Here is a 16,700-nt window from a genome sequence, read left to right as displayed (position 1 = left end):
GTCTGTAATATGAAGATGGGGTGTTTAATTGCAAAAAACGAGTTCCATGATTCATCTGAGTCAAGCAGCCGCGAGTGAAATTGGGCGAATAAAGTCCAAGCAACAGCCAAATGTCTTGTTTCGATTGGCAGTAAAACCAGGTGGTTGTTCCGGTTTTTTTTATGATATGTCCTTCGATGAAGCAATAAAAGTTGGCGACCAGGTTTTTGACTTGGAAGAGGTTCAAGTAGTCATAGATGCTACAAGCTTAAATTACCTCAACGGCTTGAGGGTTGATTATTCAGAAGACTTAATGGGTGGTGGTTTTCGCTTCCACAATCCCCAGGCGATCGCAACCTGTGGCTGTGGTAATTCATTCTTGACAACTAATCAATAAGTCCTTAAATAGCGATCGTTTGCTAATAACTAAGGAAAAATTACAATTGACATAAAACACTAAAAAACGATATAATCAGGATTTGTTAAAACTTAGACATATAAGCAGCTTTACGCGCTGTAACTCATGCCAACAATACAGCAGCTAATACGTACCGAGCGCGAACAAGCGCGTCAGAAAACCAAGTCCCCGGCTCTGAAACAATGCCCTCAACGTCGGGGAGTTTGTACCAGAGTATACACGACCACACCAAAGAAGCCTAACTCAGCTTTACGGAAAGTAGCAAGAGTTAGACTTACATCTGGATTTGAAGTCACAGCTTACATTCCAGGTATCGGTCACAACTTACAAGAACACTCAGTTGTGATGATTCGTGGCGGTCGGGTTAAGGATCTACCAGGCGTGAGATACCACATTATCCGTGGCACCCTAGATACAGCCGGAGTCAAAGACCGTAAACAAGGGCGTTCCAAGTATGGAACCAAGCGTCCTAAAGCAGGAGCGAAAAAATAGGATTAGGCGATTAATCGCACCCAACACGGTTAATCGTCTATCTTAAGAAGCGCCCAAGGACAAAAAACTATCAGGGTCTGTGTTCTAACAGTAGTTATGAAAGCTGCTCAAGTCTGTTTAAAAAAATCAAGCAAGCTACACCTACACTAAGCGAGCAAGTGTAGGTGTTCTGAAGAGAAGGCTGTAACCCACAGCAGAATTCTCATCTTGACATTAAGGTTTAGAATCTTGTCACCTTAAGTATTTAATTGCAGGTAGCAAGTCAATGAATTTTAGATTTTTAGACTTCGACTAGGCTCAGTCGAACTGGTTGCAATTTTGGATTGGTCGAACCCACAAGGGGATGACACTTACAGAATTTTGATTTTTCCAATCCTTGTGGTCGGAACGTCTACCAAAAACTCTAATCCAAAATTGGCAGTCAATACGTCAGCCTTGCTGCAACAGTCGAAAACAAAATTGAAAAAGTCTGAGGGTTGGGTTCCACAGCTTTTAGTTTCCGGTGTCTGATAGCATATAATTTCGTTGCCAAATTCCGAATTAAAGGTGAAGTATGTCTCGTCGTGGTGTTATTCAAAGGCGCCCAGTCCCGTCTGACTCTGTATATAACAGTCGCCTTGTGAGCATGATTATCAGACGGATCATGCGTCATGGCAAGAAATCACTTGCCGCCCGAATTGTTTATGAAGCATTGAAAACTATTGAGGAACGCACTGGTAACGGTGCTTTAGAAACCTTTGAAAGAGCAGTGCGAAATGCAACGCCTCTAGTAGAAGTAAAAGCTCGGCGAGTAGGTGGAGCAACCTACCAAGTACCAATGGAAGTGCGTACAGAACGGGGCACTACCCTAGCACTGCGTTGGTTAGTCCAATATTCCCGGTCTAGACCAGGGCGGACAATGGCAAGCAAATTGGCAAATGAGTTAATGGATGCTGCCAATGAAACTGGCAATGCGATTCGGAAACGCGAAGAAACGCACCGGATGGCAGAAGCTAACAAAGCATTTGCCCACTATCGTTATTAAGTAGAAAAGCGATATATCGTATTGCTGAAGCGGTATATCGTGGATTTACACAAAAAGACGGTTTTCCGTAAAAGTATAGAATCTTAACAAAGAGTAATATACAAGATATCATGAGGCAAAAACTATAGGAGGTAGCTGTGGCACGCACGATCCCGCTAGATAAAGTACGCAACATTGGTATTGCGGCGCATATAGATGCGGGCAAAACAACAACCACAGAGAGAATATTATTTTACTCTGGGATAATTCATAAAATTGGCGAAGTTCATGAAGGAACTGCCGTCACAGACTGGATGGAGCAGGAGCGGGAGCGGGGAATTACCATTACTGCGGCTGCTATTAGTACCAGTTGGAAAGATCATCAAATTAACATTATCGATACTCCGGGTCACGTAGACTTCACAATTGAAGTTGAGCGTTCCATGCGCGTTTTAGATGGCGTAATCGCAGTATTTTGTTCTGTGGGCGGCGTGCAACCGCAGTCTGAGACAGTGTGGCGACAAGCAGAGCGCTACAAAGTACCTCGGATCGCCTTTGTCAATAAAATGGATCGCACCGGAGCGAACTTTTATAAAGTTCACGAGCAAATTCGCGATCGCTTGCGGGCGAATGCGATCGCTATTCAACTACCAATCGGCAGTGAAAACGACTTCCAAGGAATCGTTGACCTAGTAGGCCAACGTGCGTATATTTACGCCAACGACCAAGGAACCGATATCCAGGAAACCGATATCCCGGAAGAATTGCAAGCACAGGTAGACGAATTCCGCACCAAGCTCATAGAAGCGGCGGCGGAAACTGATGATGCTCTGATGGCTAAGTACTTCGAGGGGGTAGAACTTACAGAACAGGAAATTCGCACTGCTCTGCGTAAAGGCACAATTGCGGGGACGATTGTACCAGTACTTTGCGGTTCAGCATTCAAAAACAAAGGCGTGCAGTTGATGCTGGATGCCGTTGTCGATTACCTGCCAGCGCCAAGTGAAGTACCACCAATTCAAGGCTTACTGCCCAATGGCGATACTATTGAGCGGCGGGCTGATGACAACGAACCCCTAGCGGCTCTGGCGTTCAAAATTATGGCTGATCCTTACGGTCGCCTAACATTTGTTCGCGTTTATTCTGGTGTCCTGAAAAAGGGCAGCTACGTTCTCAACGCTAGTAAGAATAAAAAAGAACGGATTTCCCGCTTAGTTCTAATGAAAGCAGACGATCGGCAAGATGTCGATGAACTGCGAGCGGGTGATTTGGGAGCTGCTCTGGGATTGAAAGACACCTTGACAGGTGACACGATCTGTGATGAAGGATCGCCAGTAATTCTGGAATCCCTATTCATTCCTGAGCCTGTAATCTCGGTGGCGGTTGAACCCAAAACCAAGAACGACATGGACAAGTTGTCCAAAGCTCTGCAATCTCTCTCAGAAGAAGACCCCACCTTCCGCGTCCGCGTCGATCCCGAAACAAACCAAACCGTGATCGCCGGAATGGGAGAGCTACACCTAGAAATTCTAGTAGACCGGATGTTACGAGAATTCAAGGTGGAAGCGAATGTAGGTGCGCCACAAGTAGCTTACCGAGAAACAATTCGGAAAGCTGTGAATAAAGTTGACGGCAAATTCATCCGCCAGAGTGGTGGTAAAGGTCAATACGGTCACGTTGTGATCAATTTGGAGCCTGGAGAACCCGGTACTGGCTTTGAATTCGTCTCCAAAATTGCTGGCGGTACAGTACCTAAAGAGTACGTTGGTCCAGCAGAACAAGGAATGAAAGAAAGCTGCGAATCCGGTGTTCTAGCTGGATATCCGTTGATTGACGTTAAAGTGACGCTAATTGATGGGTCATACCACGATGTAGACTCTTCAGAAATGGCTTTCAAAATCGCTGGTTCAATGGCGATGAAAGAGGCTGTGCTGAAAGCTTCACCTGTCATCTTAGAGCCTATGATGAAAGTTGAGGTTGAAGTACCTGAAGACTATATGGGTAACGTCATTGGCGACCTCAACACCCGCCGAGGGCAGATTGAAAGCCAAAGCACCGAAAAGGGACTCGCTAAGGTAACATCTAAAGTTCCACTGGCGAGTATGTTTGGCTACGCCACTGATATCCGGTCAAAAACGCAAGGTCGGGGTACCTTCACGATGGAGTTCAGCCACTACGAAGAGGTGCCTCGGAGCGTAGCTGAAACTATCATTGCAAAAAGCAAAGGGAACGCTTAGTTAAAATAAGGAAATGAGGATTCATGGCACGCGCAAAGTTTGAAAGGAATAAACCCCACCTCAATATCGGTACTATTGGCCACGTTGACCACGGTAAAACCACGTTAACAGCAGCCATCACTATGACCTTGGCGGCTCTTGGTCAAGCTACAGCTAAAGGCTACGATCAAATCGATAACGCGCCAGAAGAAAAGGCACGGGGTATTACCATCAATACCGCTCACGTTGAGTATGAAACCGAAAGTCGGCATTATGCTCACGTAGACTGTCCAGGCCACGCTGACTATGTTAAGAACATGATCACTGGCGCTGCTCAGATGGATGGAGGTATCCTCGTAGTAGCTGCTACTGATGGCCCTATGCCCCAAACCCGTGAACACATTCTGTTAGCAAAACAGGTGGGCGTTCCCAGTCTGGTTGTATTCTTGAACAAAGAAGACTTGATGGATGACCCAGAACTCTTGGAACTAGTAGAACTAGAACTAAGAGAACTGTTAAGCAGCTATGATTTCCCTGGTGATGATATCCCCATTGTCAAAGGCTCTGGTCTGCAAGCTCTTGAAGCAATGACCAAGAATCCTAAGACCAAAAAAGGTGAAAATCCTTGGGTAGATAAAATCTACGACTTAATGGACGCTGTGGATTCTTTTATCCCCACTCCTGAGCGGGATATTGATAAGCCCTTCTTGATGGCAGTAGAAGATGTGTTCACGATCACAGGTCGTGGTACTGTGGCTACTGGACGGATTGAACGCGGGAAAGTTAAGGTTGGCGATACTGTCGAGCTAATTGGTCTGAAAGACACTCGTAGTACTGCCGTCACCGGGATTGAGATGTTCAAGAAGAGCCTCGACGAAGGTCTGGCTGGAGATAACGCGGGTGTACTACTGCGTGGTCTCAAGAAAGAAGATATCGAGCGCGGTATGGTAATAGCCAAACCAGGTTCAATTACACCTCACACTCAATTTGAAGGTGAAGTATACGTCCTAACAGAAAAAGAAGGTGGTCGTAAGACTCCATTTTTCGCTGGCTACCGTCCCCAGTTTTATGTACGGACAACCGATGTAACTGGTACTATCAAAGCCTATATCTCCGATGAAGGCAAAGAAGTAGAAATGGTGATGCCAGGCGATCGCATCAAGATGACAGTTGAATTGATCAACGCGATCGCTATTGAACAAGGAATGCGCTTCGCTATCCGCGAAGGTGGACGTACCATCGGTGCTGGTGTCGTCTCCAAAATTCTCAAATAGCACCTTTTGGCTCATAACAAAGGAGCAGAGATGGTATAATTCCTCTCTGCTCCTTTCTCTTCCCTCTATAAATAAGGTAATAGGTTACAGGGGACAGGTAATAGTTTTCTGTAACCTTTGCCCTGTAACCTTTAACCTGTAAATAATCCCCTAATTACGCAGAACCTGGAAAATTAAAGATGGCAACTCTACAGCAGCAAAAGATTAGAATTCGCTTACAAGCCTTTGATAGGCGCTTATTAGATACATCTTGCGAGAAGATTGTAGACACAGCTAACCGTACCAACGCTACAGCTATAGGCCCAATTCCTTTACCTACAAAACGCCGGATCTATTGTGTGCTGCGATCGCCCCACGTAGATAAAGATTCACGGGAACACTTTGAAACCCGTACTCATCGCCGGATTATTGACATTTATCAGCCTTCTTCTAAGACTATAGATGCCCTGATGAAATTGGATCTACCATCAGGTGTAGATATCGAAGTCAAACTTTAATTAATTATTAGTCATTGGTCATTGGTCATTGGTCATTTGCTAATAAACAAAAGACAAAGGACAACTGACTAGTGAAATTAGTATTAATATTTACATAGCCCTGAAGAAATATATCTCAGGGCTTTTATTTAGCTAGAAAACAAATGATAGAATATAGACAAAATACGGGAAAATCAGAGAAAAAGAAATTTTAAAGATTAAGTTTATACCAAGATAACAATGACATCATCTTCTAAAATTGCAGTTCGTGAACTACCTCTGTTCCCGTTACCCGAAGTAGTTCTGTTTCCTAGTAGACCATTACCTCTACACATCTTTGAATTTCGCTACCGAATCATGATGAACACGATTTTGGAGAGCGATCGCAGGTTCGGTGTTTTGATGTTCGATCCAGTCAAAGGTACAATTGCAAACACTGGCTGCTGTGCGGAAATCGTTCATCACCAAAGGCTGCCAGACGATCGAATCAAGGTGTTGACTTTAGGGCAGCAAAGATTTCGTGTATTAGAGTATGTTCGTGAAAAGCCATACCGGGTTGGCTTAGTTGAGTGGATTGAAGACCAAGCACCAACTAAAGATTTGCATCCTTTGTCTTCTGAGGTAGAACAACTACTGCGAGATGTTGTGCGTCTATCAGGTAAATTAACCGAACAAAATATCGAACTGCCAGAAGATTTGCCTGAGCTACCAACAGAACTATCTTATTGGGTAGCCAGTAATCTTTACGGTGTCGCCGCAGAGCAGCAATTATTGCTAGAAATGCAAGATACTGCAACTCGTCTAGAGCGGGAAGCAGAAATTTTAACTTCTACTCGTAATCATTTAGCAGCTCGCTCTGTTCTTAAAGACACGTTTAATGAAAAATGAGGAGTTAGGAGTTTAGGAGTTAGGAAAAATAACAAATAATACAAGATTGACAACTTATAATTTATATTCCCTAATTGATAACTCCTAACTTCTCAACTAAAAGCGCTGATAGGTAAAACATTGTAAGCGCCAAGAATTTTTAAAATCTCTGTGTGGATAGTTAATTCTGCTAAAGCAGATTGCATTTGTGCTTCTTTGACATCTGCTTCTAAATCCATGAAAAACAAGTATTCGCCTAGCGATCGCTTCGTCGGACGAGATTCGATTCGGTTGAGGTTAATTTCTAGTTGAGCAAAGATTTGCAAAGGTTTTACTAATGCTCCAGGTGTGTTGGCAGGCATACTAAAAGCCAGCGATGTGTGACTAGTAGGTGTTGTTGATGTCTGATATCCAGCATCTGCTTCACCCAGACTTACTACCCAAAAACGAGTACAGTTTTCTGGATAGTCGTTTATACCAGTGGCAAGTATGGGCAGTTTGTAAAGTTGAGCGGCTCTACTAGAAGCGATCGCAGCTGTTGTTGTTTCTTGCTCTAATCTCTGTAGTGCTTCGGTTGTAGAATTGCTGATAATAATCTGTACAGTCGGCAGAAACCGCTCTAACCATCCCTGACATTGTGCCAAAGCTTGCGGGTGAGAGTAAACAGTTTTAATTTTATCTAAGTTAGACGCACAAGAAATTAAGGTATGAACAATCGGTAATACTAAAGCTAACTGAATTTGCAAACTGTCTAACTGCCACAGTGTATCCAGTGTTGTGGTAACACTCCCTTCAATAGAATTTTCTACTGGCACAACAGCTAGGTGAGCTTTCCCATCAGCAACGGCACGCAGTGATTGTGGGATGGTGGGATATGGAGATAACGTAGCTTCAACTCCCGTACTTTTAGTCAACCAGTTGAGATAAAGAGCAGATGCTTGTTCTGTGTAAGTGCCGGGAGGCCCTAAATGTGCGATCGATAGAGTCATGTCTTTAGCCTTGATCTGCGAGTTTAATTGTGTAAACAGAGATTATAATATTTTGGGTTGAGCAAATATATCCAACATTTACTCTTAGTAAAAATTGTTATCTCACAATTTACGCACTAAACCAATAGACCGAAATATGTATCGAGGAAAACAAATTATTAAAATAAGTCTTTTAGCAGATAGATTTTCTGGCAGTTTTTTTACTAAATTGCTCTGAATATTTCAGAGCAATTATGTTAATTTTTAACCAACAAACAACTCATATTATTTACTTTTTGTCAAGAGTTAAATGTTAATCTTAGCCTTTTCAACGTGACTCATAAAATCTCTGATCTTTTCTCAGCGTTCTCTGTGCCTCTGCGGTTTAAAAGTATTTTTTTTAACCACGGAGGCGCAGAGGACACAGAGTAAAGAGCTTAAAGAGGAATTTATTTACCAAAATTTTTACCCACCTTGAAAGGTCTAATCTTAATCTATATTTGTTGAACTAAAGATAGTAATGAGCGTACCAAATTTTTGCTGATGGTGTATGGCTGATAAGCAATGATAATTTTGTAATTTCTAATAATCAGATTTAAGTTGTTAAAAAATATTAAAATTAAGAAACAGATATTTTTATTCGCTCATGGCTACCCGGTTTACTGCCTCTCAATCGGTTGAAATCGCTGTTCCAGAGCAGCCTATTCATATTCAGCACTACTTGCGTCAGCCCCAACGTCTGGTTAGGGCTTTGGCTGACAACACCCGAATTCAGCAGCTTTCTGAGGAAGTATTTCGCTTGAAAATGCGTCCGCTCACTTTTATGTCATTGAGTATTCAACCGACTGTAGACATGAGAGTTTGGGCAGAATCAAATGGAATAATTAATTTGCGATCGCTACGCTGTGAAATTCTGGGTTTCGAGTATATTAACCAGCGCTTTACTCTCAATTTAAAAGGGCATTTGTCTCCCAAAGAGTTTAGTACTGGTACTCGCTTGGAAGGAAGGGCTGATTTAGAAGTGCTGGTGGATTTACCACCGCCATTTTCTTTTACTCCTAAGCCGATTTTAGAAGCTACTGGTAATGGTTTGCTCAAAAGCGTGCTGTTGTCGGTTAAGCAACGATTATTAAATCAACTTTTGGCAGATTATCGCCACTGGGTAATATCACAAACTAAAGATAGAGAAATTGACAGTGATAATACTGAATTGCCAATCCTGAATGCTGAGTAATCATTTAATCACTCAGCGTTCGGTACTTTGATTTGGCAAGGACGGAAAGACTGACGATGTAGGGGCGATGGCCCGTATTGTTGCAAAGCCAGCAAATGCTTTTGGCTACCATAACCCTTGTTACGCTCTAGATTGTACATAGGGTATTTTAATGCTAGACGCATTACCAGATCGTCACGCCAAACCTTGGCAACAATACTAGCAGAGGCAATAACGAGCGATCGCTCATCCCCTTTAACTATTGTTTGTTGTGGCAAGAGCAAGTCTTTGATTGACTGATTGCCATCAACCAAGCAGAGTACAGGCTGTACCTTTAACTTCAGTACAGCCCGCTTCATTGCTAATAGTGTCGCTTGCAAAATATTTATCTTGTCAATTTCGGCAGTAGAAGCAAACCCAATTTTCCAGTCTATAGCCAGCCCACAAATTTGCTGTGCTAGCTGAGTTCTGCGAGAACTAGACAACTTTTTACTGTCTTTAATTTTAGCTGCCATCAATATTGGCAAAGCACGATCTGGTAGGATCACTGCTGCTGCTACCACTGGGCCAAATAGAGCGCCTCGCCCTACTTCATCAACGCCTGCAACCAATCCTGGAATCCCTGACAAGGTAGAAAACTCCAGCCAATTGGATTGTTCCAAGGGCGTTGGCGATGTTTCTACCATAAAACAAATTAATTATCCTCGATCGCTGAGGAGCGACGGCGGCGACGACGGCTAGCAGTGGCGGCACTGTTGGCATCAGTTTCATCTGCGATCGCATTGGTAGCACTGCTTGCATCCGTTTCATCTGCGATCGCATTGGTGGCACTGTTGGCATCAGTTTCATCTGCGATCGCGTTGACGGAAGCTTTCACAGACAAGATTTCCGAAGGATTGGCAGTCAACTCAGATGGTTCAGTTGTCTCTTCTATCAAAGATTTTTGTTCTGGCTCAATAACTTTTGGTATTGGTAACTTGGTTGCAATTACTTCAGGTGTTACTTTTTGGGCAATAGGTGATTCTGAAATGGATTCAGTTGGAGTCGTTCGTACTTGACCAGGCTGAATCACGTTAATAATCACAGACTTGGTATTTTTTACCTCTTGATCTAGCTTCACCAAAGGAGATATTCCCATCAAGGCAAACATATCTTGTTCTTGGAGGCTCATTTCTACAGTTCTAATTTCCGGTGGTTCTACCACTGGTTTAACTGGGTCTGCCTTGATAACTCTAGTGCGCTCTATTACAGTGCGCTCTACTCTTTCATTCCAACCTGGTTTACCAAGGGTGGGTGAGGGAATTTCTGGTGCAACTCCTAGTTCTGGTTCTATATCAAGGTCTAAATCTGGCTCGTTAGCAAAAGCTAGTGGATTGGCAATAACCCGAGATTCATCTTTCCCGTTTAACCCATTGATGCCAATTTTACTGCGGCGAGTGCGGGTACGACGCTTATTATCATTAAGTTCTTGATAACTAGGATGATTGAGCAGATTTAAGTTACTCGATTCTGAGTCGCCGTCAAATGCTTCCCCAAATCCATCATAAGTTTCTCGTGGTTCCGGGACGCGGGCAGATGGCTGACGGGGTTCTCCTCGGTGAGGTAAGGATACAAAACGCTCACGCTCTGGTGTTTCTGCTGGTATTGGTAATCGGTTTTCGATTTCTCCAGGCAGACGCACAGTATGTCCTAAACCGCCACAGGTGGGACAAGTTTCACCAAACAATTCATAAATATTTTGACCCTGACGTTTGCGGGTCAGTTCTACTAAACCCAGTTCGGTAAGTTGAGCAATCTGAGGACGAGCTTTGTCTGCTTTGAGTCCTTTATTAAAGTGTTCGAGAACTTGCAGTTGGTCGCGTCGTGATTCCATATCAATAAAATCAACGACGATCACCCCGGCGATATTCCGCAGACGCAACTGGCGAGCAATTTCTGTTGCAGCTTCGCAGTTTGTCCACAATACTGTTTCTCTAGCTGTTGCCGATCGCGTGAAGGAACCTGAGTTAACATCAATTACGGTTAATGCCTCCGTTGGCTCGATGACGATATAACCTCCCGAAGGTAGGTCTACTCTTGGTTTCAGGGCTTCTCGAATGGCAGCACTGATGCGGAAATACTCTAAAATTGGGGAGCGATCGCGGTGATGGTCAATCAACAATCCTTGCGGTGTTTGACCTCCACTCCAATTCTGCAAGTACTGCTTTACGCGCTTTAAACCAGTACTAGAATCTACGACAATCCGATTGACATCCGCGCCGTACATATCCCGCAATACGCGCTGAATGAAATCATCGTCTCGGTTGAGCAGTGCTGGGGCACGGGTAGAATGCGCTTCCTGTTGGATCGCCTCCCATTGCTTTTGCAGCAACTCCAAATCTTCCATAATCGCTTCTTCTGGTTTACCTTCGGCTTCTGTACGCACGAGCAAACCCATTCCCGCCGGTTTGACCAAAATCGCTAGTGCCCGCAAGCGGTTACGCTCACTTTCACTTTTAATTCGTCGGGATAGATTTACGCCCCTACCATAAGGCATCAGTACTACATAGCGTCCGGGTAAGGTGATATTACCTGTGAGCCTGGGCCCTTTCGTCCCCGTTGGCTCTTTCATTACTTGCACCAAAACTTTCTGCTGTGGTGCTAATAGTTCTGTAATGGCTGCGGCGGTACGCTTTAGCTTCAATGGCCCCAAGTCGGTGACGTGAATAAAACCGTTGCGCTCTGGGTCGCCAATATTCACAAAAGCCGCATCTATCCCAGGTAATACGTTTTCTACTACTCCTAAGTAGATATCACCTATTTGGTGATGACCTGTAGCAACAACGAGTTCCTGTATTTGATCTTCAGAAAAGACAGCAGCAATCTGATGCTGCTCCGCGATAATAATTTGTTTTGGCATTCAATTTCCTCAAAAATTGGCAGCACCAATAGGTCTGGAGGTTTGTTATCCCTTTGTTGCCCTTGCAACCCTCTAAAGGCGCTACTGATGATAAAAATCGCAAACCTGATGTTCTAAGTTAAATAGCTATTGGCGCTCTTAAGAGCGTTTTCACGGCGGATTATTCCAGAACGTCTGCATGTTTAGGCAATTAAATCAACCGTCTGTGGTTGATTTGCAATGCAATACTCTCAATAAAGAGAGTTCTGAGTTGAAAGTTCTGAATCCTGAGTGAGTTTTTAACTCAGGAAGCTTTTTTTGAGAGTAACCTACTGAAGTCGTTAAAAAAAAGAAACTATTTCTATTTTCCAATCCCCAGATTTATCCCGATTTGCGCGTCTCGTGAACGTCTGCAAACTGCTGTAACCGACAGAAGTTAATTACCCTGCGGTAACACCAAGGGCGAAAAACTCTACAAGAGTAATGCACTTAGTTCTTGGGCACTACTGTAATTAGACATTCAGCAGTTGTTTGAAAAGCATGGATTGAGAGAAGCTAACCGAGCCTGCTGTTAGTTATTGATTCACAAGGTAGCTATAGAGAGAGTGTGTGTTCTTTAATCTGCCTCAGTTTGTCTGGGATAAAATCCTAGAAGTTTCACTCTAATATCTTTGCTTTCGCCCCCTGAACACCAGGGTAGTGAACCAGCTAATTCAATGCAGCGCCAGAAAATTTCTCTTCACCCCATTCTAACGCAACCTTGCTAAAAATCAATTCTGACGATGTGCCATGTTAGGACAACTACTAGCAAGCTGACCTACAGGGATTATACCGTTAAAATTAGCCGATTGCGGTGGATGTGCAGGAGTTGAAATTCTCCACCAGCCACTGTCCCTAGCATAAACATGATTTGTTCAGGACGCAATAGAAAACCATCTTGGCGATAGCTACCTACATAACGGATAACAGATATAGATTCTGCAATGCTGTTGGGGGTTTCTACTAATTCCAGTTCAAATAAGCGATCGCGCAGATTTATTAACTGGCTCTTGCCTGACTTTGTTGTATGCTCGTACCAAAGTTCGTCTTTTGCTTTGATGGTGTCAATCCAGTCTTGCCATTGTACGGGTGTTGTTTCTTCAAGTGCTGCTACAGTAATTAAATATTCTGCGGTTTCTAGCAGTTGAGTAGCTGCCGGAGTTTTCAAATCTATCTGCTCCACATTATATATGGGTATGTCTGTGGGCATTTCCCGAACCAATTTTTCTCGAAAACTATCGATGTCTAGTGGTACAGTTAACTCAAAATCCGCAATTTCACCACTACTAGTAGCCCCTAGAGCCAAAGCCGTTGCTACACAAATTCGCGGCATTGGATGAAACCCACCAGTAAAAGCAATTGGTAAACCTGCTCGTCGCACAACTCGATCAAACAGACGGATTAAATCTAAGTGGCTTACCAAAGCCATATTACCCTGTTTTCCAAACCAAACTCTTAGTCTTTGCGCCTTAGTTGTGTTGGGGACAAACTCACCAGCAAATTGGGGGATAGCAGGTGATTCAATCACGACGTTATGGCCAAAATCGGTTCCACATACGCCACAGTGAGAACAACCTTCAAAAGAGCAGTCGGGGACAATTGCCGCTTCTAAGGCGCGTTGCAAGTCTTCTTTGAGCCACTTTTTATCAATCCCGGTATCAATATGATCCCAAGGTAGGGGAATGTCTAGGGAGTGGGGAGTTGGGAGTGGGGAGTGGGGAGTGAGGAATTGGCTATTTTCCGCATCTTCCGATCTGTTCTGCTCTTGTGCGTGAAACAAATTCCATTCGCCATTTTCTACTTGGCGGTATTTCCAGTCTAGATCGGCCCCGGCGATCGCATCTCCCCAAGCGCTAAAAGCTCGATCTAAATTTTCATACCAGGAATCCATTCCTGCGCCCAATTCCCAGGCGCGACGGACTACTTTGCTCAAATTGCGATCGCCTCGTCCCACAAAATCTTCCATTGCCGAAATGCGGACATCGGTAAAATTTACCTTCATTCCCTTCATTCGGCGGAATTCTTGCCGCAACAGGTTTTGTTTGCGCTTAAATTCAGTGGTAGAGACTGAGTGCCACTGGAATGGTGTATGGGGCTTGGGCGTAAAGTTGGAAATCGTCAGGTTAAAGTTCAGAGGTTTTCTGCTTTTGCCCCGACATTCTCGTTGTAGCCAGCTAACTGTTTCCGCTATGCCCAAAACATCAACATCCGTCTCACCTGGCAAGCCAATCATAAAATACAACTTGATTTTATCCCAGCCTTGCTCCCAAGCGGTTTTTACTCCCCGCAACAATTCTTCATTAGTCAAACCTTTATTTACGATGTCTCGCATCCGCTGAGTTCCAGCTTCTGGAGCAAAAGTCAGCCCACCTTGCCGCGTACCTCCCAGGATGTTGGCAATATTCTCATCAAATCTGTCTACCCGTTGGCTTGGTAGAGTCAGAGAAATATTTTCGTTTTTTAAGCGATTTTTGATTTCCATCCCCACTGCTGGTAGGGACAAATAATCAGAACAACTCAGAGATAGTAGGGAAAACTCATTGTAACCAGTTGCCCGCATTCCCTGTTCAATTGCTTCTACAACTTTATCGGGTTCTACATCCCGTGCTGGCCGAGTCAGCATTCCTGGTTGACAGAAGCGACAGCCACGAGTGCAACCACGCCGAATCTCAATAGTCAAACGGTCATGCACCGTTTCTACGTAGGGAACTAAGCCAATGGAATATGCTGGTATGGGAGTTGCAACCCGTCGCAGAATTCGTTTTGGTACGTCAGGGCGACAAGGGTGAACTGAGCCATCCTCTGCCATGTCGTAAAACTGGGGAACATATACGCCTGGTATCTGTGCCAAATCCAGTAATATATCTTGCCGACTTAATCCTGTTTGTTTGCCTTCTTCCAACACCAAACCAATTTCTGGCAGCAGTTCTTCTCCATCTCCAAGGGCGATAAAGTCGAAAAAGTCAGCGTAAGGCTCAGGATTCGATGTTGCTGTTTGCCCACCAGCAAAAATTAATGGAAACTGAGACTGGAGATTCGTAAATTCTCCCCCTGTTTGTTGGCGTTCTCTCCACGTCAAGGGAATTCCAGCCAAATCCAACATTTCTAGGATATTAGTTGCACCCAGTTCGTAACTGAGGCTAAAACCTAAAATATCGAATTCTGTGAGCGATCGCTTTGACTCTACCGCAAACAATGGCGTATTAGTTTCGCGTAGTTTGGCTGCCAGGTCTTTGCCTGGGAGGTAGGCGCGATCGCACAACTGACGCGGTTGGGCGTTCAAGATGTTGTATAGGATAATGTGCCCTAAATTGGATGCACCGACTTCATATACTTCCGGGTAGGTTAAGACCCAGCGTATTGCTGCCTTATCCCAATCTTTATGTACTGCTAAACGCTCATTACCAAGGTAACGCCCTGGTTTTAAGATATCCGATGTTATTAATTTTTCAACTGCAACAGCCACTGTGCTATCTTCTAGCTACCTTAATTACAGCTACCCAGACTTAACCTTAGCATTAAATTAGGTCTTATAACATAATTTATCGTTGTAACTTATAACTCCTTTACATAAAATCCATTCGTTACCTGAACCTTTGTATTTTTACATAAACTTATGTTGGAGTTAACTCAACTTCAGCATCCAATATTTCAAATACTCTATCGAGTTGCGTGAGTTCAAAAATAATTCTAATTGACGGAGCAACAGCGCAAAGTTGGAAACCCCTTCCTAAACTAAGAGCCAGCTTGTGTATAGATAACAATGCCATCAACCCAGCACTGTCTAACGATTCTACTGCTGTGAGGTCTACTACCAAGATGGAAATACCATTTTGTGCCAACGCTGTAGTCATATCTCGTTCAAATTCCAAGGCGTTTGTAGCATTCAAACAGCCTTGGGGACGAATGACTACAATCTTGGGATAATTAAGCACTGCTTGCATAGTTATATCCTATTGAGAATTATTGAAGCGTCAAGCTAAGGATTATTTGAACATAAACTCTATTCTGTTACATCGACCTTATGTCTTAGCTCTCTTTGCTAAATCTTTATTTCTTTAGTATCTCTGTTTAAAGATTGTTATAATTCCAGGTTAAAATGTGTTTATGTATACTTTTTTTTTATCTCAGTTCAAAAACAATCAACATAGACAGCCATAGAGCAAACCAATCATCAGTAACTATGCTGATAAAACTTGCTTAGTCTATAACTCAAGCTAATTTAGCCAAGTCTTAACGGTAAGTTAAATCTCCCACTTTAGCGTTGCTGATGGCATACGCCAGAGTTATAGCAAATTATCTATTTAACTAATTAAATGTGATCTATATCACAAGTAAGTTAGTATTTAGATCGCTTTTTATACTTAGATGTATCTGGGATAATTAGTATCATCTTACAGTTGGATTATTACTTATGAGAACTAAGTACGCTATTCGTAAATTGGTAGAAAAAGCTCTTGACATTAAAAAACTAACTCCTGAGATCGAAAATGAAATCAACTCAGAACTGACAGAACTGGGTTACATTTCTGACGTTGACTACGAAGCTCTGGAATTATTAATGTCGGAGATGGATGCTGGTAGAATTAAGTTGGTTCCTAGCTTCGGATATTCCTAAATGCTTGTGCATAGAGGTATATCAAGTGAATTTGATTAATACTGAAGTCATCAAAATTTCAAGTGGGTAAAACAAGTTTGAGTAAAGGCAGGTGGGATAACAAGGACGATATTATTTTTTGTATTTTTCCATGAGGTTGATTATTTAAATAACTTAAGGTGGCGTAAACTGTGCTGAAGACCCTCTACATTGTGCATTCTTAGTAAATTGCCATCAGTTCGCTAAACGCCTAGAAAAAATTCTGCTGGTGCTGAATTGT

14 protein-coding genes are annotated in these 16,700 nt (G+C 43.3%); 9 read left to right on the top strand and 5 right to left on the bottom strand.

Annotated elements, in window-relative coordinates; all coding sequences use genetic code 11:
* The first annotated feature begins 46 nt into the window (after window positions 1-46).
* The 7 genes from V7K98_RS00695 (at window position 47) to V7K98_RS00665 (ending at window position 6,746) form a co-directional block, all read left to right on the top strand.
* Entirely contained in the window at window positions 47-376 is a 330-nt protein-coding gene (locus tag V7K98_RS00695) for a HesB/IscA family protein (protein ID WP_335018603.1), read from the top strand.
* Window positions 377-502: 126 nt separating this feature from the next.
* Window positions 503-889 (top strand): 30S ribosomal protein S12, encoded by a 387-nt coding sequence (gene rpsL / locus V7K98_RS00690; RefSeq protein WP_335018601.1) that lies wholly within the window; start codon window positions 503-505, stop codon window positions 887-889.
* 553 nt (window positions 890-1,442) lie between these two features.
* Window positions 1,443-1,913 carry a 30S ribosomal protein S7 gene (rpsG, locus tag V7K98_RS00685; RefSeq protein ID WP_094331156.1) on the top strand — a complete coding sequence of 157 codons (471 nt, stop codon included), beginning with the start codon at window positions 1,443-1,445 and terminating at the stop codon, window positions 1,911-1,913.
* 137 nt (window positions 1,914-2,050) lie between these two features.
* The gene (fusA, locus tag V7K98_RS00680) at window positions 2,051-4,129 is read left to right on the top strand and encodes an elongation factor G (RefSeq protein ID WP_335018599.1); all 2,079 of its coding nucleotides are present in this window, start codon (window positions 2,051-2,053) and stop codon (window positions 4,127-4,129) included.
* 23 nt (window positions 4,130-4,152) lie between these two features.
* Complete coding sequence (tuf, locus tag V7K98_RS00675) at window positions 4,153-5,382, top strand: elongation factor Tu (protein WP_335018597.1); 1,230 nt, start codon at window positions 4,153-4,155, stop codon at window positions 5,380-5,382.
* 179 nt (window positions 5,383-5,561) lie between these two features.
* On the top strand, window positions 5,562-5,879 hold the full coding sequence (gene rpsJ / locus V7K98_RS00670; protein ID WP_008232935.1) for a 30S ribosomal protein S10: 318 nt from the start codon (window positions 5,562-5,564) through the stop codon (window positions 5,877-5,879).
* Window positions 5,880-6,098: 219 nt separating this feature from the next.
* Window positions 6,099-6,746 carry an LON peptidase substrate-binding domain-containing protein gene (locus tag V7K98_RS00665; protein WP_335018595.1) on the top strand — a complete coding sequence of 216 codons (648 nt, stop codon included), beginning with the start codon at window positions 6,099-6,101 and terminating at the stop codon, window positions 6,744-6,746.
* A 92-nt stretch (window positions 6,747-6,838) separates the two neighbouring features.
* Here the strand turns inward: V7K98_RS00665 and pheA are convergent, their stop codons facing one another.
* Window positions 6,839-7,714 carry a prephenate dehydratase gene (gene pheA, locus V7K98_RS00660; protein WP_335018593.1) on the bottom strand — a complete coding sequence of 292 codons (876 nt, stop codon included), beginning with the start codon at window positions 7,712-7,714 and terminating at the stop codon, window positions 6,839-6,841.
* A 625-nt stretch (window positions 7,715-8,339) separates the two neighbouring features.
* Here pheA and V7K98_RS00655 point away from each other — a divergent pair.
* A complete protein-coding gene (locus V7K98_RS00655; RefSeq protein WP_335018591.1) occupies window positions 8,340-8,927 on the top strand; it encodes a DUF1997 domain-containing protein in 588 nt (195 codons plus the stop codon).
* An 8-nt stretch (window positions 8,928-8,935) separates the two neighbouring features.
* On the opposite strand, the gene V7K98_RS00650 is transcribed toward V7K98_RS00655, so the two are convergent.
* The 4 genes from V7K98_RS00650 to V7K98_RS00635 all read right to left on the bottom strand — a co-directional run bounded on the left by V7K98_RS00650 (window position 8,936) and on the right by V7K98_RS00635 (window position 15,767).
* Window positions 8,936-9,592 carry a ribonuclease HII gene (locus V7K98_RS00650; RefSeq protein ID WP_335018589.1) on the bottom strand — a complete coding sequence of 219 codons (657 nt, stop codon included), beginning with the start codon at window positions 9,590-9,592 and terminating at the stop codon, window positions 8,936-8,938.
* 8 nt (window positions 9,593-9,600) lie between these two features.
* Window positions 9,601-11,805, bottom strand: coding sequence for an Rne/Rng family ribonuclease (locus tag V7K98_RS00645; RefSeq protein ID WP_335018587.1), 2,205 nt, complete (start codon window positions 11,803-11,805; stop codon window positions 9,601-9,603).
* Window positions 11,806-12,610: 805 nt separating this feature from the next.
* Window positions 12,611-15,289 carry a TIGR03960 family B12-binding radical SAM protein gene (locus tag V7K98_RS00640; RefSeq protein WP_335018585.1) on the bottom strand — a complete coding sequence of 893 codons (2,679 nt, stop codon included), beginning with the start codon at window positions 15,287-15,289 and terminating at the stop codon, window positions 12,611-12,613.
* A gap of 148 nt (window positions 15,290-15,437) precedes the next feature.
* Window positions 15,438-15,767 carry an STAS domain-containing protein gene (locus V7K98_RS00635; protein ID WP_335018583.1) on the bottom strand — a complete coding sequence of 110 codons (330 nt, stop codon included), beginning with the start codon at window positions 15,765-15,767 and terminating at the stop codon, window positions 15,438-15,440.
* Window positions 15,768-16,237: 470 nt separating this feature from the next.
* On the opposite strand from V7K98_RS00635, the gene V7K98_RS00630 reads away from it, so the two are divergent.
* Window positions 16,238-16,441: a hypothetical protein gene (locus V7K98_RS00630; RefSeq protein WP_094331166.1), complete on the top strand. Its 204-nt coding sequence runs from the start codon at window positions 16,238-16,240 to the stop codon at window positions 16,439-16,441.
* Window positions 16,442-16,700 lie beyond the last annotated feature (259 nt).

It is taken from the genome of Nostoc sp. (genome assembly GCF_036917435.1).
Taxonomy (GTDB): Bacteria; Cyanobacteriota; Cyanobacteriia; order Cyanobacteriales; family Nostocaceae; genus Nostoc.
The sequence above is the reverse complement of the archived record's forward strand: the minus strand, read 5'-3'. Positions and strand labels throughout refer to the sequence as shown.

Excerpts from the sequence above, each read along its gene's own strand:
- V7K98_RS00695 (WP_335018603.1), top strand. The coding sequence starts at position 47 with ATGATTCATCTGAGTCAAGCAGCCGCGAGTGAAATTGGGCGAATAAAG.
- rpsL (WP_335018601.1), top strand. The coding sequence starts at position 503 with ATGCCAACAATACAGCAGCTAATACGTACCGAGCGCGAACAAGCGCGT.
- rpsG (WP_094331156.1), top strand. The coding sequence starts at position 1,443 with ATGTCTCGTCGTGGTGTTATTCAAAGGCGCCCAGTCCCGTCTGACTCT.
- tuf (WP_335018597.1), top strand. The coding sequence starts at position 4,153 with ATGGCACGCGCAAAGTTTGAAAGGAATAAACCCCACCTCAATATCGGT.
- rpsJ (WP_008232935.1), top strand. The coding sequence starts at position 5,562 with ATGGCAACTCTACAGCAGCAAAAGATTAGAATTCGCTTACAAGCCTTT.
- V7K98_RS00665 (WP_335018595.1), top strand. The coding sequence starts at position 6,099 with ATGACATCATCTTCTAAAATTGCAGTTCGTGAACTACCTCTGTTCCCG.
- pheA (WP_335018593.1), bottom strand. The coding sequence starts at position 7,714 with ATGACTCTATCGATCGCACATTTAGGGCCTCCCGGCACTTACACAGAA.
- V7K98_RS00655 (WP_335018591.1), top strand. The coding sequence starts at position 8,340 with ATGGCTACCCGGTTTACTGCCTCTCAATCGGTTGAAATCGCTGTTCCA.
- V7K98_RS00650 (WP_335018589.1), bottom strand. The coding sequence starts at position 9,592 with ATGGTAGAAACATCGCCAACGCCCTTGGAACAATCCAATTGGCTGGAG.
- V7K98_RS00645 (WP_335018587.1), bottom strand. The coding sequence starts at position 11,805 with ATGCCAAAACAAATTATTATCGCGGAGCAGCATCAGATTGCTGCTGTC.
- V7K98_RS00635 (WP_335018583.1), bottom strand. The coding sequence starts at position 15,767 with ATGCAAGCAGTGCTTAATTATCCCAAGATTGTAGTCATTCGTCCCCAA.
- V7K98_RS00630 (WP_094331166.1), top strand. The coding sequence starts at position 16,238 with ATGAGAACTAAGTACGCTATTCGTAAATTGGTAGAAAAAGCTCTTGAC.